The sequence below is a fragment of the Labilibacter marinus genome (assembly GCF_001659685.2).
Lineage (GTDB): Bacteria > Bacteroidota > Bacteroidia > Bacteroidales > Marinilabiliaceae > Saccharicrinis > Saccharicrinis marinus.
The window spans coordinates 169561-194358 of sequence record NZ_LXYE02000024.1 but is presented as its reverse complement, the minus strand read 5'-3'; the positions used below and the strand labels follow the sequence as shown (position 1 = coordinate 194358).

Genomic DNA, 24798 nt, shown 5'->3' with positions numbered 1-24798 from the left:
GCATATTCCCATAAGCATTTATCGTATTAAAACGCCTGTAAACGGAATTCATATTTTTTAAACGAAAAGGATGGTAAGCTTGTAGAGATATTAATAACTGACCCCTTTTTCCCATCCGACCGTTCTGTAGTCTCTACTTTTTCCCATGCTGTAAATTGCTGAGGGTTTGGATTCTTATATTTTTCATAGGCCTCCATACCTAATTTATTCAGTGTTTTTTCTGGATTTCCCATTCGGTCATAACCTTTAATTATCCAACCTGATTCTGGCTCATTTTTCAAAAAGTTCTGCAGCTTATTCTGCTCTTTTCCATAAGCCATATTCCTACAATACAGTATGGTTCCAACTGGCAAATCCGATGTAATCGCAATATTCAGCTTCTCCTCCTCCTTATATTCTAAAGAATGTGCGTTAAAATTATAAACCAATATATCATAAGCTTGTGTACTGTCACACTTACCAAAAATGGCTTCTATCTGGTTATTTGCAATAATTGGTTGGCCTAGTGTTTCATAATTATAATGGGTCATACCTTCCATGGTATTTAACACACTAATACCCACAGGATCTTCACTGCCTAATCGATTTCCCCAACGATAAATATACTCGGCTCCTTTACTTTTATTTTTATAAAACTGATTCGTAAAGGCTAGTTCAACAATCTCTTTATGCGAAGTAGCACAGTTCACAAAACCATTGCCTAATGCATTCATCGATGTAATGGTTGAATATTCCATTAAATCTAAAGTTGCATTTGAATTCCATTTTGGGTGTTTAACCAAGTCACCAAAAAGCTCATCGAACTTTTGATTCATCTGACGATGACTATTATTTGAGATAATCACATAATCCGAAATTCCCCAAAAATCATACTTTACATTATTATCATAGCAATATTCAATTAAGTCATCTACAAAAGACGCATAGGGCTGTCCCTTATAATTGAGTACTTTTCCTTTTTTATAAAGAAACCCTGGGATTCTGGTGTGCAGCCCCACTTTTGCATTGGGTAAAATGGCTCGTACAGCTTTTTCTGTATTAGCAAAGTGTTCAATAAATTCTTGTTTTGTTCCTCTCCAATGGTCATGTGTTTCTATTTCAGATCCTACCCTAAACCGCCAGGTCAAAACTGTCTCTTCACCATAGGTTTCAATCAATTTGGTCATTAAAGCTTTAATAAAATCATGGTAAGCCTGTTTATCTGCTGGAGGTAAGGCATTACCATAAATGGTCATTCTATCATCTTCTCGAAAATGAATACTATCACACTCTCCTTCCGGGATAAATGTATAACCATGTTGAAAAGCCCAAGGTGGTTGATCCAAAACAATTTGAAGAATGTCCGATTGTGATTCTACAATCTTGTTTAATCGATTAATGAATGGTTTCCAACGGTAAACGTATGTATTGGTTATGGAATCATATAAACAAGGATCAAAGTCTAAATTCTTAACTAACTCACCATTTTCTCTTTGTTGAATTCCTCCGATCATCCGAACCAGATTAATTTTCAAATCAGCTCTTAAATTTGAACCCTTTGTTGGACTAATTCGATTGCCTACCGACCATACATTATGTAGTGGTTCTCCCTTGAAATCATTACTTGTAAAATCAGTGGCTAAACTGACTTGTGCTTCCATACTCGCAAAACATAATGCACAGAACACAATTACAGCAAATATTTTCAATTGTTTTAATCGACCCATATTATAAGTTCTAAGATTTATATATCGTCATATCCTCCCATCTGCATAAAGCAGTCAATCGTTATAATTAACTATAAAAACAGCGAGAGAACTTTTATAACATCAGATACAAATGTATTTGTACACACTCTCTATTTATTGAAGCCATCCCTCAAATACCTTAAACATATGATCAAACTTTCAATCATATACCTTAGTGGTGTTTATATTCAATTAATAGAATAGTCCAAATAGAGACAAAAAAAAGCTACAGCCTAGCATATAAATACTAAACTGTAGCTATGATCTTGTAATAACTATTTCCTTTTGGCAATGACCACATACATGCGGCTTCCTTCTGGTGCGTCACCATCGCAATTACCTGCCATCACAACACTTTCTCCAGCTTTTACATCACGCTTAAACAAAGACATGGTTACATCTCCAAGCTTGAAATTTTCACCGGTATCCTTATACTCTTCTCGTAGAAATTCTGGTCGAGAAACTCGGTCATCATGACCTACATATAAAGTAATATCTTCTCCTGCTAAAAATTGCAGTAAATCACGAGCCCAATAATGGCTATCTGAATTGGGCATACGAACATATTCCGCTCCATGCAGATAACTAGGAATAGTAGTGTAGTTATCATTTAAATCTGTATAAGCCTTTTTACCCCAAAATACATTTTTCCTTAGCATAGCAGGAGAATCGCCCGTATAACTAAACTTTTTAAATATTTTACTTTTATTGCTTACTCCAGGAACATAAGGTTCTATATAAGGAACGTGTGCTGGAAGAGGTTCGTTTTTAGTAGGATCATTAAACACCTGAGGCATTTCTGTAGTTAATCCTCCTTTAACATCAACTGCTATACTTTTTAATTCAATTGAAGCTGACTTTAAGCCATCTCGTTTAGCTGTAATAGTAACCTTACCAGATTCTAATAAAGATCGAATTGCGACTCTATTAATACCTACTTCTGTATCCAGATATAGGTTGTTAGTAGAATTGGCTTTACCACTATTATATCCACCTCGCCAAATAGCTGGGCCAGATATGGTAAAATCAACCCTTCCTTTATCTAAAGGACAACGTTGTCCGTCTTTATCAACCACTTCAACATCAATTAAAGCAATATCAGATCCATCTGCTCTCCATCCATTAGGACCAGTGATAGAAGTTAATTTAATGACAACTGGCTCGCCAATTGTCTTCTTCACCTGACTTGTTCGCAATTCCCCATCGATAAATGCTTCTGCTTTAATACTGCCAGATTTCCATTGTACTGCATCGAATTTATATACATAACCATTGTCCGGTACCGTATCTACTCCTATCAACTCATCATTAACAAACAACTTAACGGAAGCGCAGTTAGAGATAACATACATCGTTTTCTTCGTATCTTCTGAATAATTCCAATGTCCTACGATATGCACCTGAGGCTCTGGTCGCCACATGGCTTTTAAGGCATAAAATGCTTCTTTAGGTAAACGTACGCCATCAACCTCTCCGCTTGCGCGTGTTACTTCTGTAGGACAACGACCTCCATGAGGGCCATCGCTAAATATCCAGTTTGCTCCTCCACTATGGTATGGTTTTTTACCCATTTTCTTCCACCAGTGTTCAGCCTGACGCACGGCAAACTTCTCGCCTGCGAATTTATAGGTATTACGTTTTATATTTGGATGGTTAAAGAAGTTATCATCTCTTGAGTATTTATCCCACACTCTTCTTGGTCCCTCATCTCGGCAATATTCACTTTCAATAATAGGCAAATTCGGATATTCACCTTCCCAGCCTTCTGTACCTATTTCTATGCTGATATATTTGTCTGAACATTTGGCATTGTCGGCACGACGATTACCCATTAAACGTTTCCCATTAGGGTCATAGGTATTGATGATATCTAAAATTTCTTCGTAATGTTCAGCTGATTCGGCCCAATTACCACCTTCCCAAATCATAATTGAAGGGTGATTACGGTAATAGATAACCATATCACGAAATGCAGCAATACGTATATCCCAGGTTTCACCCTCATCTTCTGATTCTCCAGCAACTCCTGGCATCAAAGTAACAAACCCGTATTTGTCGCCCATAGCAATCTCGGCAGGCGATCCTGCACAGTGTCCCCATCTAATGAAGTTTCCTCCAGCTTCATCCATTAAACGATAGGTAAAGTCGCGCAACCAGTCAGGTAAAGCAGCTCCTAAACCAGCCCAGGAGTTAGTTGGTTTCTGTCCCCAACCATGCAATTTAGCATGTTCTCCATTTATCTGAAATCCTGCATCTTTATTAAACTCAAATTGTCTAATTCCTAATGTAGATTCGTAAGTATCTAAAACCGCATTCTCATCTTTTAAAACGGAAATAACTTTATACATATTTGGATTACGGGGATACCAAAGTTTTGGATTTTCAATGTTCATCGAAGTTTTAAGTATTGCCTTTTCGTTCGCATCTAACGACAGCCTTACTTCACCTTTTTGCACCATTCTACCTTCACTATCCACAACATACGTTTCAAGGAGTATATTTTTATCTTTAGCATAGTCGTTTTGCACTTCTGCTTCAACGTTAATTGTAGCATGCTCTGCGCTCACATCTTCAGCATAAACGTAGGTTCCTACTGTTTGCAAATTGTCGTATAAAGGCAAAGTGATATGCAAAGGATCCATTGTGTGTAAAAATACATTTCGATATATTCCGCCATGGGTAGGATGCCAGTGTTCATGATTCCATACCAAAGGGAAGTTATCTCTAAAATGATCGCCTCTATCATTATTGGCCTTAACTGCAATTATGTTTTCTTCTCCAAACTTAATGTATGGCGTCAAATCAAATCCAAAAGGAATAAATCCCGTTTGGTTTTTACCCAAATATTCTCCATTGATATATACATCAGCTATCTGGCGTACTCCTTCAAATTCAATAAATACTTTCTTACCTTTTTCTGATTCTGGAAGGGTAAAATATTTACGATACCAAACCGTTCCTCTCCATTGGTTATCTTCTCCATCATGATGCCCATGACTTAAGTCGTCAAAGGTATCGATATCATTATAGGTATGCGGACAACTTACACTAGACCAATCTTCATCGTCGTATTTTACCAAATGAGCATTCGTTGGATTTTCTTTAATAAATTTCCAATCTAGATTAAAATTATACTTCGTCCTCTTCCCTAAAGGAATGTCCTTAGCGTGCTGCGAACTGCTGCACGCGCTTAAAAGCAAAATGCTTAAAAGTATCCCTAAAATTTGAGTCTTTGTTCTGTACATTTTCTTCATTTCATTCAATTATATTATTCATTTCCTTATTTTCACTTATAGGATTCTTGCACCAAATAGCAAGTAAAAAATACACACACTAAAGATATGGACAAGGGATAAGCCCTAGAAGGGGATATTATCCATTCCTTACCAATTACCAAATTTATTGCTGCAACGCCCCAAGTTGTTGAAAGAATAACCCAAATATTTTAAATGTGGCACCATAAACGAATTTATATATCACTATGACGTATAATTTCACCCCACGCGTCACGTAAATATCACCACACACAAGCTCCACGACTAACTAAATACCTAAAAACCACGCACCCATTAGCATAATATACCCACAGATTAAACCAAGATAAATCACTATAATTCTTAATCTCTACTACTTCTGATGCACTGGATATAGCAAAACCTGCTTGTAATTCAGGAGATGTATTAGTTCAATATCTTTGTTTAATAAATTTTCATTAAAAATGCTACCTGCAATAGCAAATAAAGGTTTAAGCTCTTGGTCGATAATTTCATAAACTCCACCTATTTCTTTATATGGCCAGTCTTTATTTCCTTCAGCAAAAGGCCGAAGAAACTCAAAAGCTTTTTGTATGCTTCGCCCATCCGCAGAAGAATAATTCCATAAATCTACTCCTAAAGGCATACCTAGTTCTGCCACCATGCTCATAAAAAGTAAATTCTCCGAAGCATAATGAACCGACCTTGTCCTTCCAAGTTCTCGTGGCTGTGTTCCATCAGGTTTTATTTGTGTAGCAATGCGTTTTATTTTTGCCGCTTCAAGCCTATCTTTTGCTTCATCATTCAAAGCTAAATAGCGAGCCAAACCAACCATTTGATAATCGTAGCAAGTAGAATGGTTTTGCAGGCCATTATCATTTTCGATACCCATAGGATTGGTTTTAAGCCACTGATAATAGCTTCCAAACCAGTCATTCATTTTTTCCATCTCCTTATTTGAAAGCATCTCATTTTTAGCCAATAGCTGAACAGCAGTAACAACAACAGAAATCCTTTTCCATTCTATTATTCCTGCTCGCCTACCATCTACTTCGCCCGGAATCGCCTGTCCATAATTTACATTAGGATTTACCCTTGTTAAGTCATCTAAAAACCAAGCTTTAATTATTTGTTTAGCCTTATATGCATAGCGCTCTTCCTCAGAAAAATAATATGCCATCCATAACGTTTCTATTGCATCAAACATTTGAGATAAACGGGCATGGTCAAAGTCATCACCATAATACATCGGGTTAATTTGACCGTCTTTTAACATCCAGGGAAATCCATCACTTGTAGATGGATTTGGCCATCGATATGGCGCAATACTCATGTAATCGTGTTTATCGCCACTTGGCGGCAATTGTGTTTTATTGGTAACCGGATTAACAATTCCCTCCAATTCGTTATCGGCCTCTTCAATGAGATAATGATATGCGTTAAGATAAAAAGTATCGTTTTTTGAAATGTAGTCTTTGACTTTTTCTAAACGTTGTTGATTCACATATATTAACCCGTCATTTTTAGTTGAACACGCGCTTAACATCAATAATATTGAAGCGATTAGTATTACGGGCAACTTAAATATATTTTTAAAAATCATTCTTTTACTGTTATTAATTTATAATGGAATAACCATCAGGTAAGCCTAGTATATGAGCATAAATTTCCTTTGTAAAATTCTAATTTGATATCACCAAATTATCAAATAGGTTAGTATTGTACGAGCTACCCAACAAAACATAACCAGATGGACTTTCGTGATTTACCTTTGCTGCGAATTCTCCATCTACAAAGGCTTGAATCTCTTTACCTCGAAACTGAAGTTTGATCTTGTGCCAAATGGCTCCATCAAAATTATCGATGCGCCCTTTTGCAAGTGTTTTTTTGTCAAAAACAAGTTTCCAACGCCCACTTTTTTCAAGCATAAAACGATAACCTTTCAAATAACTTCCCTTAACTCTGCCTCCGAGTTCTACATTACCACCTTCTATAAAAACATCAACACTGCAAGTAAAATCTTTCCAGTTAACATCTCCCACCAAGGTGTTCGGTTTAATGTTTGAGCGCCGATAAACGCGCATCCAATCGTAACCTTGTTCCGGATTTATTTGCTTTAAACAGTTGCTTCCATCTTCTCTTTTTGCAATAACGAAGCTACCTGTTTGATCCGAATGATATTTTGGCAAATCACCTGCTTCCCTATCCTCATAGTCCTCTTTGTAAGGGAACGGGAATGCAGTTTCTTCAGGTATCTCATATTGTCCTTTCTGCTGCCCCTCTGTAGTTGTTAATGAGTAAATACATTTAGGATCAAGTTCAATGGTAAATGCTCTATTTGTAGGTTCAATGCTTTTCTGTTGCACAAACTGATCATTTTCATCAGATTTCCATACATGCACTATTTTATCCGATAAGCCTTTACTGATACTTACCTCCAATTTTTCAGTTTCTTCTGTACATATAATCATACTCCAGTTTGAGCTGTTTTTTTCTTTTAGAGTAACACAGCTGCCCTTGTAGGTAGATGCATGAAACAATCCGCATCCTTTATCTAAATATTGCCAGCTATGTGGATCGGCAAACTGGGTAGTATGTGCAGTAGCCCAAATGGTTGGCCACACTTCGTAATAACCACTCCAAGGGCTATTCGCTATCATGGCTCCTGCTTTATCCCATGTAACCGATTTATAAATGGAACCAATGGGTGCCCAAATTAAGGTTTTGGTTATTTTATCGCGTATATAAAATTTGTTGTACAAACGAGCTAGATTTAGAGCACCTGCACCTCCCCAATCTTTACCTGTCCAGCTCCAATCTTCACTAGCCCAAAGTGAAGTACCCGATGCCTTTGCTTTTTCAGTCGTTGGACGTCCACGGCCATCCACCATATCCTCTGTAAACTCTCGCCCGCTTATATAATGATACCCAACAGCCTCAATGACCTTTTCAAACTCAGGATCTTTTTCTAGTTCTTCAAATATTTGCCAGTCACCACTATTATCGTCGGGACCTTGAATTTTCACATTTTGGTAGCCTCTTGCATCCAACAATGGTCGCACATCATTCACCAGCCAATTGCGGTCGGTATAGTTTTCGTTTTCGGCTGCTGCCACCCAATCCATATCCAAACCCCAATCGCGTTTAGCCACATCTAAAAATGAAACAAAATACTCGGCCGACTCTTTGGTATAGATATTTGGTTTTAGATAAGCAGGAAAACTCCAGGGCAGGTATTCTAAAATCATATCCGCATTTCTGTCCTTGGCTTCTTTCAACAACCAAAATTCGTATCCCCTAGATACGGGATTCTTCAACTCCTCACGAGTAATAGCATGCGATGGTTCTGAACCACATGTTGAGTTTTCTCCTCCACCCATTTCTACTTTAAGATGCTGAAAACCTGCTCCAAATTTAGGTTTGAATAGAATATCTAGAATTTGGCTACGATGAGGATCAGTATAATCGTACAACAAATCTGTGGAACCCCCAGCACTTACGCCACCAATACCTTCAAATGTTCTACCCTCATCATTGGCTTTTAAAGTGATTTTAACTACGCCATTTTTCTGATCAAAAACAGGAGGTTCAAAAGCTTTTTCAGGATTCTCAATTTCACCCATTTCGAACCAAGCCGGCTCGCTATGTTTTGCACCCCTATTGTTACCCCAAACAATAACCTTCCAATACACTTTTTGGCCTGAAGTTAAGGGCTCACCCAAAAACGCAAACGGACCCGTTTCTGATGTACTCGTTGGACCCGTATCCCAAATATCAGGATATTTGAGCCTTTCAATACTCGTGGCCATACAAATCCGATATCCTCCTTGCTCCGCACTTTTATTATCGCCTATAAATGTCCAACTAAAACTGGGCTTTGCACTTGTTATCCCGATGGGATTGGTTTTAAACTCACATTTTAAATCCTTCACTTCAATGGCCTGTGTCACCGAACACAAGCATAAAAATAATATTACAATTAATCTCATATCAAATTACTCTTAGTTAGACACTTAATTTATTCTACTTCGACTACATTAAAGACCTCGATTTCCTCAGGTTCTAGAAAGAACTTTTCTTCATATTTCCAGATGTTTTCCGGTCACAAAAATCAGCTATTTCGTTTGCAAGAAGAAGGAAGTAAGACACACTCAAGCACATCATTCCTTTAACATTTCATTCAATCAGCCTATAAAGCTATTCTTGTATTACTTTTTCAGAAAGCATTAGTTGTACAGGACCACATAATCCTGCTGGTATAAGCTTAGATTTTTTATTGTAAAAATTGGTAATCGTAAATGTGGAACGTTGGTTAATAGCGGCTGCCTCATTGTTCAAAAACCAATCAGGCATCATATCTGCTTTGCGGTCGAATCCTGTTTCGTTTGGAAACTGCTCGTCACCAATCAAACGGTTAGTCCATTGATTAGTCACTTCTATCTTAATCGTGTTTTTACCTCTTTGTAGCGCATCAGTTACATCTACCCGATAAGGGGCCATCCATATTACACCTAGGTTCTGACCATTGATGAAAACCTTAGCTGCAATATTTACCTCACCCAAATCTAAGGCGACTCTTTGATTTTCTGCCAACATCTTTTTATTCACAAGGAATTCATTTTCATAAATGGCAGTGCCCGAATAGTATTTCACCACATCAGCCGAGTGAGTCGTCCAATCAATAAGTTGGGGAAAATCATAACTCTTTTGTTCCGTTTTAACCTCAGGAAAAGTCACTCTCCAAGCATTGTTAAGCTCTATTGACTGGGAATTCACAAGGGTTTCTTTTTGAATCTTGAGATCGTTGGTCAAAGTAAAGCAAGTGGCATCGAGTGGCTCTGGTGATGCAGAAGGGACTCCTTTTGCCGAAGTTCTAAACACCACAAAAACGGACTCCTGAGATTCCAAATCAACCCATACCTTGGTCTGCCCATTAGCTTGTGCAAATTGAGCTGATTTCACTACTTCACCCGTCATAGGATTCCATAACTCGGGTAGCTTTCCATCCACTCTAAAGGTGCATTCGAAACGCTGTGCCGCAGAATCAGGATTAAAGAAGAAATAAAGGTCTTGTTTATCCTCCATACTGCGATGTGCAAATGATATGTCCATTCTTCCTTTAACTGTAAAATCGGAACTTATTTGTTCTGCCTTCATCATCTCGTCCCACACAAATCCGTCATACACATTATCTTGTAGGCGCAAGTTAACTTTGCATTGCTCAAAAGCAGCACTATCAGATGAAGAATTGAGATAGCCCGCTACCCACTCAGGCGTTTCTCCAATAATAGGCACTCCTGCTTGGGCTATTTCGTCGATACGCTGCAAGCTTTTTAGCGAAAGCGTTTTGCAATTTTTCAGCACCAAGGCTTTATACTGTGTTCCTTCGGGTAAAACCAAAGCCTTATCTTTAACCTGAATACGGTTAATCAACACATCAGCATTTACACAGTCGAAGTTGCTTCCTGCAGGCAAAGCAGGTTCAAAATCATTACGCAGAAAAACAGAGTTAGGCGAACCATCGCCAATAAACACTAAAAAATCTGCTACGGGTTGACCTTGGCGCAGTAAATACTGACCACGCATAATGTACTTGAACCAAGCTGCACCGGCATTATCCCACCAAGTTTGTACCCTGTCGAAATTAAAGCCCCACCGCCCCATCGTCATACCTGGACTTACATTAGGATTGGCCTGATGTGCAAAACGGTGAAACATAAACTCATTGATACCAAATGTCCACGCCAAATCTCCCGACACTTTTGCCCTGCCTGGGTGACCTTTCCAATTGATTTGAGGATTAGAAGTAAAGGACTCCGCAGAAGTCACATTTTTGCCATAAATATGTGATGCCGACACAGCTGATTGTACCATCGTCATTTCACGATCCATCCAAAATTCACCCATATTAATATCTGCCTTTGCCCCTACATCGAGATCATTTACTGGGCCAAACCCATAAGGTTCTATGTAGCTTTTGATACCGTCGGTGGTACACAGTTCTGCAAAATATCCGAAGTAATTATCAGTCATTAACTGGCAGTTAAGCTGGCGCACATCCCACAAAACAGCTTCTGACGCTTTGGCACTTTCTACAAAACGTCCAGCATACAAGGGTAAGAAATCAATAATATTATAATTGTATTTTTCATTGAAGATCGATACGTATTCCTTGGTCCAGTTCTGACCTCCCATTTCGTAACTATCTATCTCTAGGTATTGCATCGCATTGGGAGCTATATCCCGGGTATTATCTATCACTTTCTTTGAAAAAGCATCGTAATGAACCTTGAACGCCTCACGGTTAAATTTATCACACTCTAAACCACGACCAGAATCAGAAGCTGGGTTATTAAACGCGCCAGTAGACGTATAACCAAATCGTAGTATAGTCCAATTACCTTTGGGCAAAAAGGCTTTCAAAGTGCCATCTTCCTGCAATTTATCACTAAGATTAATTATCTGATCTTTAGCAACAACCATATCTGCAGCAGGCTCCCCAATTGGCGTCATCGCATGATCCTCAGTACGCCCCATGCTGATGCGTCCCATGACATTATGTAGGCAATGTGTAGAAAACAGTTTGGCTTCGTGAAGTGACATAGTTTGATTAAAAGTAACCCTAAAGTACTTTGCACTTATAGGTTCAAAGCTATCGTTAATTGACCACTCGCGCTTTCCTGTTCGTACAGTAAATAATTCCCGCACATCAGTAAAATCAACACCATTATCAGAAACTTGCAATGTTGCAATCGGATCGCGTTGATTACAAACGATAAAGACTGAACGTATTTTCTTCATGTCTGAGTAGGCATATTGAATCCAAGGCAATGATTTTCCTTGCTTTTTAAGAACAGTACGATCATCCAAACGATTATTCATTAAAACTAAAGGCTCAAGGTTTGTATCCGAAGAGGTAATAATAGGTTTATTCTGAACATCGTCCATTTCAGAGGGCAAGGCGGGATATGCTACGACAGCTATATCACGGTAATAATCTTCGCGAGTAGTGGGCTGTGGCAAGCGCATCGCAATATCGCCACCTGTGGTTTGTACTTCACTACACACCACCATTTTCATGCTCTGCTCGGGAGTAATCCAAGGGCCACCACTCGATGACCATCCATCGCAATTGTGTACGCCAAAGCTTAAACCTAAACGCTCACATTCCTGAGCTGCATGACTTAACATTTCATGATGTTGTGGCGAATTATACTTAATCCTTCCATCAGGAATTTTTTGATCTATATTAAATAGTAAAACACCACCAATTCCCACTCGTTCCATCGCTTCAAGATCTTTAGTAAGACCCTCTTTGCTCATATTGCCATCCATAGCATGCATCCATGTTCTGGGTTTTACAGAGGCAGGTGGTTTTTTAAAGTTTTGTTCTAAGTTGTCTTGGAGTGACTGTCCAAAAGAAACATTGAAACACAATAACATTGCAAAGCTAAGTGCAGTATAAAATTTCATATTAATACCTTTTTTATTACGCATCTATTCTTTATTCCCTACTACAAAAATCGATTTCACAGGAGGAAGTTTAATTTCCACTTTGGTATAAACTTTTGTATTGATAATAACTTCTTCTCTCGTTGTTTCTTCTATAATTTGCCCATTGTGCGGATTCCATTTTTCTGATTGCAACTTGCCACGTAGCAGCACAGTTGTTGAAATAGTTTCATCGCTCGAATTTGTAAATAAATAGATATGCTTCCCTTCTTTTATTTTATGGATATAATTTAGCTTTCCTAGATCCGTCTTTAATTCTGGATTGTCAGCAAAAATAACATCAGGATAGGGTTGATACTCCTTTAAAACACGCCCTATTTTTTCCTTATCTGCTCGACGAATAAAAATAGAACGTCCACCCTGTGCATTGGAATTGGTTTGGGTAGCATACTTCTCCTGTTTTGTTGGATCTACTCCAAAAATAGCCGCTACTAGTGCTATAACTTCAGCATCTTTACCAAGTTCTATTGCCTTGAACGGCAACTGAGTAGTCGCAACAATAGCTCCTCCGTCATCATAAAAAGTCTTTAGTTTTTGAAGTGTTTTTAAGGAGATGACATTACTCCCTGTTAACATCATAACACTGTATTCCTGAAAGTTATCCGAATTATTCAACTTTACTTTACCATTAACAACACTGTATTTATCTTCTATAAAAAACTCAGGATGTACAAAGGTGAAATCGCGACGAATATCATTCGTCAGCCAATCACTGATAGTCTGATAATCTGTTTCAGGAGATACATAAAAACCTTGTCTTATATTATCTGGATTATCGAAACAGAACCAACCTGCCAATCCTTCAAATGGATACATTACGCCAATTTCACTTACACGGCGTCCCCCTCTAAGTAACATACTACTTCGCCCAACATAATTAGAGTAGGCTGGTAATGCATCTGCTAATTTCTCGCTGTATGGAGACACTAATGGCGAAATGTAAACTTTTTTAGGATTGTACCACATGCCATGAGGGATAACCATATTTACCCCACGAGCAAATAAATCCATCATAGCCCTATACATCATCAAAGAATCGAAAGAGTGTTCCTTATAAGCACCATAAATCTCAGTAGCCACCATAGGGCGATCGTAATAGTCGGCAGCAGAGCTAATCAATTTATGCCCATCTTGCCCAAATTGATATCGAATAATGGCATCGGTTAGCGGAATTTGAGTATAGCGGTAAAACTTAAAAATATCCGCATTCATATCAATGGGCGTCGGGTCGTAATTACCCGGAGGATGTCCAGTACTATTCAGTCCATTAGCCTCGTTCCACTGCCCCACTAATTTAGGAAATCCTTCGGCCAGTAATTCAGCACGTGTATTAAAAAAAGCATTTCGAATAGCTTCTGTATCTGATCCAATATTATACCACAAAGCAGGATAATACGGGCGTGGATCAAAACCGTTTAATTCTTCAAACTTTTCATTGAAACGCCCCGTCCAATTGCGTGGATGCCTCCAAAAACCAACATCATCGAAAAAAGTAGTTTTTATGGTGTTTCCAAAATACTGCCCAAAGCGCTCTTTGTACTTTTCGTAGGTTTCATTGATCATATGACGCACTGCCACAGTATCCATAAAATCCATACACAAGTATTTTTTATGGAAAGAATCTTTCATCAAAGGAAACAGCATTATGCTCCAATTACCACTCGGAACTTGCCATTCTATAATTCCATTTTTAACAAACGAACTGATTTCTATGCGTTCTTTGGTTTGTTGGTTGATTGCCACTGCCGCCATGAGCTGAACACCCGGAATGCTGTCGGTAAAAAGCGCAGGGCCTTTCAGAACATGTTCAATTTTATCTAAACGTTTCATGGTGTGGTCAGGATATTTTTCTTGCATTTTTCCACCAGCCATTCCACTTGGAAAATCATTATCGTCGTAGAGTATGATTTCCATATCTAATTCCTCCGCTATGTCAATCATATCCTGATAACGTTCAAAATATTTATCCGAAAGGAATTTTGGAGAAGTACCTGGGCGAGTAGAACTCTTTTCGGCCAAGGGTAACAAACTGACGCCTGAAAACCCAGCATCCTTTGCATCTTTCATCTGCTTGCGGATACCTTCCGTGGTTAAATCCCCATTAATATGCCAAAAAGGCATCGGTTTAAATTCACCGGGAGGATTCTTAAAGTTTTTCTCCATCGATGACTTGCAACTATATGCAGATATCGATAATAGTATGAGAAAAGTGATCTTCTTAAATAGTATATTTTTCATCTGTTTAAATTTTTTTTAAGAAAATGTGCCAAAATTTTCTGCACATTCAGAAACTCGCTTATCTTTTTTAATCATCCACCTGTGTGTACTTTATGAATAATACAGTTAATGGTCGTTTCACTGTTCAAATAATTTATCCGTTCGATAAATCAGTATCAAATAATCTTCATTTTAATAGCCAAGGAAACTCCAGGGCAGGTATTCCAATATCATATCCGCATTTCTGGTTTGGTTTTCTTTCATCAACTAAAACTCGTACCCCCTGGACACAGAACCCTTTAATTCCTCCCAAGTAATGGCATGCGATAGTTCATAACCACAGATTAAATTTCTATCACCCTGGAGACTACAATTTTCACTGGTCCCAACAAACCCGATGGCAACAGCTCAGAATCTTTATGCCAATGTTTGTAAGCTGCAAAGGTTGATCTTTCCGTAGGTCGTTCGGTATTATTTAAAAGCCAATCGGGCCATTGCTTCACATTGGGTCCTTTTCGCTTATAATCCAGCTCCATCTGTTCATCGCCAATCAAACGGTTTGTCCATAGGTTGGTAATTCTCACCTCCAGTGTATTTTCGCCGGCTTGCACGTAATCATCAATATTAAGCCTGAAAGGAGCTTTCCATAATATGCCCAAAGGTTTTCCATTAACAAATACTTCGGCTATTTCCTTCACGCTACCCAGATCTAACAGTAACGAAATATCCTCTTTAAGAAATTTAGAAGAAAGCTCAAACTGCTTTTTATAAGTGGCTGTACCCGAAAAATAACGAATAGCATCATTGCCTGATGTTGACCACGAGCTTAATTGACTGAAGATAACATCTATAGACTCATCCTCTTTTGCAGGAAAACTCACGTTCCAATCCCCAGTTAATTCTATGGGTTTAGGAACTGATTTTACCTTTATGGTTTTGCTTTTACCAGCCGAACTACGATAAGTCATTTCCCCTAAATAAGGTGTTACCCAAGAATTAACGCCATTCTTATGAATCAATTTCGACTCTATTGTAGCCTGCGTCAATTTCAAAGTTTCTCCATTGGGAACATGAGCGTATTTTTCCACCCCATTAGTAGTGTACACAAGGTGCAAAGCTTTCTTAGTAGAAATATATTTTCCTTCAGCAAAACTGTCGTTTACTGGAATTTCGTAAACCCCTGTCGCCAACATCGATTTTACTTTATCGCTTACATCATAAACCGGATTGTTTGGTGGAATACCGCTGATTCCAGGTTCAAATTTACCAAATACGGCTTTCATAATTTCGAGTTCTCCTTTATCAGAAGCAGTAATCTCCAGCCATTCTTTCTCCATGGCATTCTTTTCCAAAAAGATATCGCCAATTTTATATTCTATGCGTAATTCCTTGTGGTAGCCTGGTGCTGGATCGCAATCGCAAAGACTACGGGTGGCTTGAACATTCAGACTGTTATTTTGAACTTTATTTTTGATCACTTCTGTCATATCCACCAAACCGCTAGGCAAGAATGTACCGTATTCAGCTTTTATGATTTCTAAATTGGGCAATGGTTTTGCTGCCGACTTCTGTAGTTTCTGGGTTGTACTCAAAATATGTTTTTCTGACGACACAGGTTCTCTGAATAGAACAAATACCGAGGCTTCTGATGCAAAGGGAATTGTCACCGTGGTAGTACCATCGCCATTATCCTGCCATACGGTAGCCTTTCCTATTTCACCAGTTTCAGCATTCCACAATTCGGGCTGTAAACCTGACACGCGAAAACGACACCCTAGCTCACGGCTTTCTTTGCGCGAATTGACTACAAAATAAATATCAGCATCCTGGCTCTTACGGTGGATAAAATCAATCGCATCATTACTTCCATTTTCTATTGAAAAATCAGGAGGCAGTGTACCATTTTGTAATTCTTCAACAATAGAATTCTCTTTAATGAGTCCTTTACTCCATAATTTATCGGCCAATTGTGCTACGCTTTCATCACAAGAAGGATAACTATTAAGGCTTGGTGATTTTTCTGGTTTTGATGCAAGTATAGTTGCTCCCCCATTAACCAACCTGTCTATTGTTTCAAGTGTCTGAGGTGTCATCCAAGATGTTGATGGAAGTACCAGAGCTTGGTACTTGTCGCCTAAAGGAGTACAGACCAATCCTTCGTTGACTGTTAATTCATTTATTTTATTAGAACCTATCAGGTCATAATCATAACCTAAAGCTTTAATTTCAGGTATTAACAAGGCATCGTTAGGCGATGCTTCGCCAGCAAACACCAATACATCGGCTACGGTTGTACCTTGCTGCAACAAGTACTGACCACGAGCTACATAATCGACAAAGGGTTTGCTTTGATTCCACCAAGTATTTAAACGATTAAAGTCAATACCAAAAGGCCCTAAGGTTAAACCTGGCGCCACATCCCAAGGTTGATGCACATAACAGTGAAATACAAAACGGTTGATGCCTTGTGCCCAAGCCAAATCACCCATCGCTTTTAATGCACCTGGATGTTGCTGCCAGCCACCCATATCAGTAAAAGCCTCTGCTTCAGCAATGGAACTACCATTTAACTTAGCAATGGAAGCTACAAACTTTGGTGAATCGAAAAAGGCTAGATGTCCGCTCCAAAACTCCGATAAGACGGCATCTGCTGTAGCACCCACTTGCATATTATCAAAAGGTCCCCAGTAAGGCTCAGTGGAGAACTGCATGCCGTGTTGATGACATAATTCTCCAAAATAACCATAATAATGTTCAGCCATTAAATCGCCAATGCTACGACGAAAATCCCATAAAAAACGTTCTGTTTCTTCTCCACTCTCAATATAATAACCGGCTAAGGTTGGCAAAAACGACTCGCAATCGTAAGCTCGAATTCTTTTGAATTCACTAGAAAAACCAGATGTCCAATTTGTAGTCCCCACCTCATAACTATCAATATGGCATCGTTTAACGACTGAACCAATGAGCGTATCTAGCTTATTCACGATGGGCATGATAGCTCCTTGCCAATATACATCCACAGCCTTGCGACTCATCTTATCACATTCCAAGCCTTGTCCGCCATTTGGTGCCGCAATATTTTTCTTGCCCGTTGGCGTGTGACCAAGTCGCAGAATCACCCACTCACCTGCAGGTGCATTCCATTTTAGTGAATCATCAGGGCTTAACTGCGATGTTAAATCGATAATATCTGACTTTTTTACGACTGCCGAAACTGGCACAGATTTATCATCTGGCCCTAAGTGATTTCGCACTTTACCCGAAAGGCTTTTAAAATCCAAATCATTGATGCGTTCTTCGCTTTGTGGCTTTGGAAAGGCTAATACGGCAATGTCTTTATAGTAGCCTAGGTTTGTTTCTGGTTGTTCTAACTGACCTTTAAATTCCTGACCTCCTAAATATATAGTTTCTGAATACACAACTGTCTGCATCGCATATTCTGGCGTAACAACAGGACTGCCCGATGATGACCAGCCTGCCCCATTGTGGAAGCTCAGTTCAAGTCCCAAACGCTGTGCCTCCAAGGCGGCAAAATTAAAAAGATCGAGCCATTCGGGACTCAAATAAGACACAAACCCTCGGGGTTGACCTAAACTAGCGTTGAAAATGAGAGCACCTTGAATACCCACATCTTTCATCGCCTCCAAATCGGCAGTAATGCCAGTTTTAGTAACGTTTCCGTTAATCCAAAACCACATCACACGGGCTCTTGCCGATGGTGGTGGGTTCTGAAAATTCTGTTCTAAAGATGTATTTTCAGCCTGTAGAATCGGCATGAACAAACATGATAGCAGAGCTATTAGTGTAAATTTAGTTATTGATTGTCTCATTTTCAACTTAACTTTTTAATTTGCTGAAGGCACTTCAATTTTATATTCTACGGTAGGTAATAGATGTAGCAAACTGCCCTTCACCACACTCAAGCCATTCAGTTTCCAACTCATTGCCCTGTGCATTCCATAGCTTAACTTGTGATATATTATTGATATTCAACATTACATGTGCTGAACTATTAAAAGGAATTCGAACTTCATAGATTTATCACTGTAAAAGAGACCAGGACTAAACAGGTATTTACCTGTCATTAACGAGGTACGTGACCAAGTACAAACGGGAATATTAGAGATGGTATTCGTAAAACCAGAGCTTCATTTGCTAAATCGTCAATCTTAAGTATAATCACCTAGTGATTTCCTACAAAAACAAGGTCTTATGCTCTCCGTTGATCGATTAATACAAATACAACATTGTTTTTAAACCTTCTTTTTTTGATTGATAGGATACCATTTGAAGTAATCCTGCTAATAATAAGTTTCTCATTCTATTATATATTATAATTTCTAATTCTTGCTATTTGATCGTTTCAATATGCACAGGCCCTATTAATCCAGACGATTGCAGGGCGCTTTCAGGCGTAATTTTATCGATGACTATCCAAGTATATTTTTCATCTTTTGGTCGCGATTTATCTCTAATTAATTGGTTGCGCCATAGGTTTACCACTTCAATTTGCAGTTCGTTCTCCCCTGTTTTTAGGGCATCAGTTATATTTAGTCGATAAGGCGACATCCACACACCGCCAACATATATATCGTTCAGCTTCACTTTAGCCATTACCGATACTTTTCCAAGGTTAAGGAATAGATCCTGATTTTGAGGAAGTGATTCAACATTGAAACTCGTGGTATAAATGGCCGTTCCTGAATAATACTTTATTTGCTCATTGCTTGAATTTCTCCAATCTATTAACTCATTAAAAACAACTGGATCTTTAGGCACAATATCTCTATTTACGAAATCAACCTTATAAGGCCCTTCAAGAGCACTCATCTTTTCATATTCAGGAAAATTGCTAGCATATGCAGGTTTTACATCAGCGTTCTTATCATCATTGGTAAATACCACAAACCAACTTTGAGCAGCTTCCATTTTTAAGGGTACTTTGATGCCGGTAGCCGTTAATTCGTAGTCGCTTAAAGCTCTTATTTCACCGCTTACAGCATCCCATAATTGTGGTTTTAGCTTTTTATCTGCTCGGAAAACGGGAAATAGCTCAATGGTTTCATCACTCTGATTGCATACAAAATAAATATCCATTCCGGGCATATTTCGGTGTATCCACAATACCGATGCATCGGCAGGAACATCCACATCTTTAGCCAGGTTTAAGTAAGCAAACACTTCGAGCAATTCGTAACCATCCATCACTTTTCCTTGACCATATTGCACAGCCATTTTGCCTTGATTATAAGTGCCATTCCATAACTTTTCGGCGATTTCTTTCACTTGCTCATCGCACGCAGGAAAATTCTGCAAGCTGGGTGATTCTTGTGGTTTTGGCCCTAGAATAATACCGCCCTGCTTTACTAACTCCTCTATCTTGGTTAACAATTCGGGACGCATGGTGGTGAAAGGGGGTAAAACCATCACTTTATACGACATGCCATCGGGGAGTACAAATCGGCCATCTTTAACCGACATGCGATTCATAATAACCTCAGCATTTATGTAATCATAGGAATATCCTTTGGGTATTTCGGGCACTCGCCCACCCGTCATAATTGGGGCATCTTCGCCAATAAAATAACACACATCGGCCACATATTTTCCTTGCTGCAACAGGTGTTGACAACGGCGTAAATAATCGAAATAGGTATCAGCCTGACTAAACCAGGTGTTGTGTCGGTTAAACTCGGTACCAAACCAAGCATTCATGCCGGGTTTGCGCTTATCGTCGGGTTGCTGAATATACAAATGCAATACAAAATGGTTAATCCCCTCGGTTAAGGCCCAGTCGCCACGTTTCTTGAGCAAAGCAGGGTGCCTGAGGTAAGCTTTACGCGAAGAGGTAAAAGCTTCGGCAGAAGTAAGTGGTTTACCATAAGTATGCGAGGTAGAAGAAGAGGCTTTACATTCAATATTTCCTAGTGTACCTTCGTTCCAAAACTCACCGGCTATCAAGTCCGACTGTCCACCATACATCATAAACTCACCCGGGAAACCCCAATGGCCGTAGTTTTCTAACCATACTTTTAGATTATGCTTGTTGCTTGCTTTTCGTAGGCCTCCCACATATTCGTAAGCTACATCATCTGCAATTGTTCGACGTAAATCCCAAAGAAAACGCTCTGACTGCTCAACGCTTCCTACTATTCTACCTGAAAGCGCAGGCAAATACTTTACAGGATCGTATCCGTACTTTTCTTTGAATTTAATTTCGTAAGCATCGGTCCAATTTTGTGATCCTTGCTCGTAACTATCAGCAACCACGTATTTAAACGCCGACTTGCTCTCTTCTGGAATTCGTTTTAAAAGCTCCCCAACAAAATTATCGAAGTGGTACTGTGCCAAGGCACTGTTCATTTTATCAATCTCGTAACCAACACCCTGTGGTGCTGCAGGAGCATTTTTAGTGCCCGTTGGTGACATGCCCATTCTTATAATTGTCCACTCCCCTGCAGGTGCATCCCATTTTAGCACTCCATTTTCATCCAAACTGTTGCTAAGATCAATTACCTCATCAGGATTCAAACACAAGCTCTTGTCTTTAAGCGCTTCTTGCCTGCCAAATATGTAGGTATCCCAATTGGGTTTAGGTGTAGAATGCATCTTCCCCAATTGTTTCTCAATGTATTTATCCAACACTGGTGCTTCAGAAATATTGATTTCAGCAAAACCATATCCCTTTTTCTTGGTTCTAAAATTAGTGCATTTCAACATAAACTGTTGTGCCTTAGTATCTGGCAAGATAGTTGCAAAATCGCATGTCTCAATTGATGCCACGTTAGGCGTGATGCGAAAACGATCAAAATGAAATTCCTTTACGATGGTCTCTTCACCATTTACCACAGCCATTAAAGTCATATTACATTTAAAAGCCCTACTTGGTATTATTGATATAGAACGTGCCGTTATGGGCTCTGAAAGTTCAAAATTAATTTCTAAGGCATCTCCTTTTCTTGCTTCAAAGCTTGTATTTGCTTCCTTATCACCATCGGTCAAAACAGCTACATCAACATCGCTCCAATTGGCACTTACTGTAGTGGGAATAAATTGGGTACTCCTTTTTTCAACATCCGATGTTTTGAAAGCAAAAGTATGAGTGTCTTGAAATTTATCCTTTGGCTTAAATAGCTGTACGCTAAGCATTTTACCTCCCAAAACTTTCGTTTCACTATAAGTAAGATAGCGCATGGCTTTAGTATAATCTACCCAAGGGCCACCACTTTGGCTCCATCCTGGGCAATTGAATACGCCAATGTCCATCCCAATACGCTTGCCTTCAACCACAGCATGAACCATATGCGACCACCAATTCTCACTTAACATGGGCACTTTACCATCCTTGTGTGCTGGATTTATATTTCCAATTAAAGCACCACCAATGCCTGCCTTTTTCATGGCTTCCAAATCTTTGGTGATACCGTCTTTCGAAATATCATCATTAATCCAATACCAGTAGCACCAAATATTATTACTATCAGCAGGAGTAATAAAATTAGATTTAATCTCCTTAAAGTTTTGGTGGCTAATTTGGTTCTTTTTGTTACAAGAACTCATTATAATAAGCATTAATAAAACACCTAAATAACCAATTAGCTTTGTTTGGAATTTCACGAGAATATAATTTAGTTATACAATTGTTTTTCAATTAAAATATGAGCTTCGTATTATAAATTATTTATAAATGGCACTTATTTTCCAGTTTCCTGATTGAACACTAAATTTTAGATAGCCTGAACACTCTCCTTCGTATTCAATATCCTTTATACTCTCTTTAAACTTACCCTTTTTCCAAACTAGCTTCCCGTTTACCAACACCTCTGCAATTTCCTTTCCTTGCTTAGGAAGACCTACAATAGCGGTTGTATTTTCGGGAGAATTTAAATCAAGTTTATATAAGGCACCTTTAGCTTCAATGGCTATATTCACATTTCCTTTTACGGTTGGAATGGTTTTCTTTAACGATGTAAATTGAAGCATTGTTGGCATGATTTTATACTCGCTCCAAGCTTCTTTGGTTGGCTCTACTCCGGCAACATATTTAGATAAGATGGTGTTTGATCCGTTCCATGCGTGGTTGTAGCTTCCGCCTTTTGGGAACATCTCGTATAAAGTAGATATTTCGTTCTTATCGACCTGACTTTGGTACTGCTCCTTCATTCTTGCAAGAGAACTTTTAGGTCGTCCGGCTATAAACATGGCCTCTTCAACCATCCATTCGAAATGCGGACTAGAAAAGCGATTGGGAATTAGGACATTATCCACAACCTGATCGTAGTATGCTGGATTGGCTATGCCCGATACGATGGCAATAGCATTGGCTCTATCGTCCTTAAATTTTTCAGCATCGCTACTGTAATAACCATCTTTCCAATAGGCTTTATCATAAGCTCCTTTCATCGAATCCATTCGCTTGGTATACCATGCTATGTGTTCTTTATTATCCAATACTTCGGCCATTTTTTTTGCTTCTTTTAGTGCCATATAATAAAATGCCATTTGAATGGGTTGCTTGTCAATGGTGTTTTTCACTCCCCAGTCTGACCAATCCCAAGAATCCGGGCTTTTGCCTTTACGGTACTCAGGCAGACCATTTTCAAGCATTGGGAATAAATCTAAGTAACCATATACATAAGGATAAGCCTTTTCAAGCGTCTCTATATCACCTGTATGTATATAGTAAGGCCAAACGCATTGTGCAATAAATTGCAAACTTTGTGATACCAGTTCACGCACTCTAAGTGGTCCTAGTGCACCAAGAACACCATCTTGACTAAACGCCGTAGTTTGCAGGATAGCCTTTTTTAGAAGCTGACGGCCTGCATTGTCCATTGAGTAGAAAAGATAGCCCGTTTGATCGGCCACATCGCCAATCCACAAGGCACGTTCTCTGTCGGGACAATCCATAAAATTATCGCGTGCACATACAAACAAGGTGTTATTACCCATCCACCATAAACGGTTATAGAATGGGTCGTCCACCTCAAATTCACCTACCATTTCTCCTACACTCATCCAACGGTATTTCAGTGCCTTAACTTTCACCCCCTCCGGAATAGTATACCTTACTTCATGTCCATTCATCCACGAAAAGCTTTCGAATGATTGCTCCCCTTCTTTAGTAATGTAAGTTGCATGAATTTTGTTTAAACGATTATCTGTAGTTATAAAAATGGTATCACCAGCTTTTGCTTCGATTTCTAAATATGGCGTAATCTGCTTATTGAAAGGCAGTTTACACTTAACAACTTCCCCCTTGCTTGTATGTGGCAATTGCAAATCGGTATGATTGGTATAATCCTGTAAGCCATGATTAATTAAATGTGGAACAATATTAGGTTCTAAGTTGTACCAAGGAGCAGTTCCAGCGGCACCTTTTTCTATCGCAGATGGCCATGCTGCATCAAAGAAATTAGTGGTGTACCACGCTTTATCCGACCAATCGCCTATAGCTTTTTTCGCATCGTATTTAACGCTAAACTGAACCATCGCTTTACTTGCCGGCTCAATGGTATTATCGTAGGCTGGGTGTTGTATAGCTTTCCAAGTGGAGTCTGAAACTATTAGCTGATTTCCTATTTTTGCAGAAAATAACAAACCTCCTTTTCTGCTATCAATATGGGTGCCTTTATGTGTTTCGCGCCCCCAGTACCAAACCAAAATTGCGATGGTGTTTTCCCCTTTTCTCAAGTGGCGTTGAATGTCTACTGTTTCGTACCAAGAGTTGGCTGGGGTAACTTTATTTTTTCTATCCCAATCTCCTGCTTGACTTGGGCCTCGAGACAAACCTCCTTCGAAAAGAACCAAAGAACCATTCACCCACAACCAAAATTTACTATCTACAGAAATAAGTGCCTCCACCTGATCGGGCACTTCATCTAATGTTATTGTTTTTCTAAAACTCATCCATGTATTGGATGGTCCATCTTCTTGTTGCCAAATCCACTGTGCATTTCCCCAATCTGCAGCATTTACAAATTGGGTCGTAAAAATGATGAATGCAACTAATAGTATTTTTTTCATATGTTATTTTTTTTAAGTGATTTGCAGGGCTTGCCTATTATTCATTGTCTTGTGTGAAG

At 39.0% G+C, this 24798-nt stretch carries 9 protein-coding genes; all 9 read right to left on the bottom strand.

Translation table 11 applies throughout. The features are described 5' to 3' along the window. Nucleotides 1-26 precede the first annotated feature (26 nt). Entirely contained in the window at nt 27-1706 is a 1680-nt protein-coding gene (locus A8L32_RS11555) for a GH39 family glycosyl hydrolase (RefSeq protein WP_075590586.1), read from the bottom strand. 296 nt (nt 1707-2002) lie between these two features. Then, on the bottom strand, nt 2003-4972 hold the full coding sequence (locus tag A8L32_RS11550) for a sugar-binding domain-containing protein (protein ID WP_158027234.1): 2970 nt from the start codon (nt 4970-4972) through the stop codon (nt 2003-2005). Nucleotides 4973-5354: 382 nt separating this feature from the next. Then, the gene (locus A8L32_RS11545) at nt 5355-6584 is read right to left on the bottom strand and encodes an alginate lyase family protein (RefSeq protein WP_083631293.1); all 1230 of its coding nucleotides are present in this window, start codon (nt 6582-6584) and stop codon (nt 5355-5357) included. A gap of 79 nt (nt 6585-6663) precedes the next feature. Then, on the bottom strand, nt 6664-8970 hold the full coding sequence (locus A8L32_RS11540; protein WP_075590584.1) for a glycoside hydrolase family 78 protein: 2307 nt from the start codon (nt 8968-8970) through the stop codon (nt 6664-6666). A gap of 208 nt (nt 8971-9178) precedes the next feature. After that, nucleotides 9179-12454 (bottom strand): glycosyl hydrolase, encoded by a 3276-nt coding sequence (locus tag A8L32_RS11535; protein ID WP_158027233.1) that lies wholly within the window; start codon nt 12452-12454, stop codon nt 9179-9181. 24 nt (nt 12455-12478) lie between these two features. Continuing rightward, nucleotides 12479-14731: a glycosyl hydrolase gene (locus tag A8L32_RS11530; protein ID WP_066630743.1), complete on the bottom strand. Its 2253-nt coding sequence runs from the start codon at nt 14729-14731 to the stop codon at nt 12479-12481. Between the two features lie 323 nt (nt 14732-15054). Beyond that, complete coding sequence (locus A8L32_RS11525; protein ID WP_198931765.1) at nt 15055-18489, bottom strand: glycosyl hydrolase; 3435 nt, start codon at nt 18487-18489, stop codon at nt 15055-15057. A 574-nt stretch (nt 18490-19063) separates the two neighbouring features. Further along, on the bottom strand, nt 19064-22330 hold the full coding sequence (locus A8L32_RS11520; protein ID WP_198931764.1) for a glycosyl hydrolase: 3267 nt from the start codon (nt 22328-22330) through the stop codon (nt 19064-19066). 60 nt (nt 22331-22390) lie between these two features. After that, nucleotides 22391-24739, bottom strand: a complete 2349-nt coding sequence (locus A8L32_RS11515; RefSeq protein WP_066630739.1) for an alpha-L-rhamnosidase-related protein — start codon at nt 24737-24739, stop codon at nt 22391-22393. Between the last annotated feature and the right edge of the window lie 59 nt (nt 24740-24798).

What these genes read in the sequence shown, in the direction of transcription:
- A8L32_RS11530 (WP_066630743.1), bottom strand. Translation starts at nt 14,731, where the DNA reads ATGAAAAATATACTATTTAAGAAGATCACTTTTCTCATACTATTATCG.
- A8L32_RS11550 (WP_158027234.1), bottom strand. Translation starts at nt 4,972, where the DNA reads ATGTACAGAACAAAGACTCAAATTTTAGGGATACTTTTAAGCATTTTG.
- A8L32_RS11555 (WP_075590586.1), bottom strand. Translation starts at nt 1,706, where the DNA reads ATGGGTCGATTAAAACAATTGAAAATATTTGCTGTAATTGTGTTCTGT.
- A8L32_RS11540 (WP_075590584.1), bottom strand. Translation starts at nt 8,970, where the DNA reads ATGAGATTAATTGTAATATTATTTTTATGCTTGTGTTCGGTGACACAG.
- A8L32_RS11535 (WP_158027233.1), bottom strand. Translation starts at nt 12,454, where the DNA reads ATGAAATTTTATACTGCACTTAGCTTTGCAATGTTATTGTGTTTCAAT.
- A8L32_RS11515 (WP_066630739.1), bottom strand. Translation starts at nt 24,739, where the DNA reads ATGAAAAAAATACTATTAGTTGCATTCATCATTTTTACGACCCAATTT.
- A8L32_RS11525 (WP_198931765.1), bottom strand. Translation starts at nt 18,489, where the DNA reads ATGCCGATTCTACAGGCTGAAAATACATCTTTAGAACAGAATTTTCAG.
- A8L32_RS11545 (WP_083631293.1), bottom strand. Translation starts at nt 6,584, where the DNA reads ATGATTTTTAAAAATATATTTAAGTTGCCCGTAATACTAATCGCTTCA.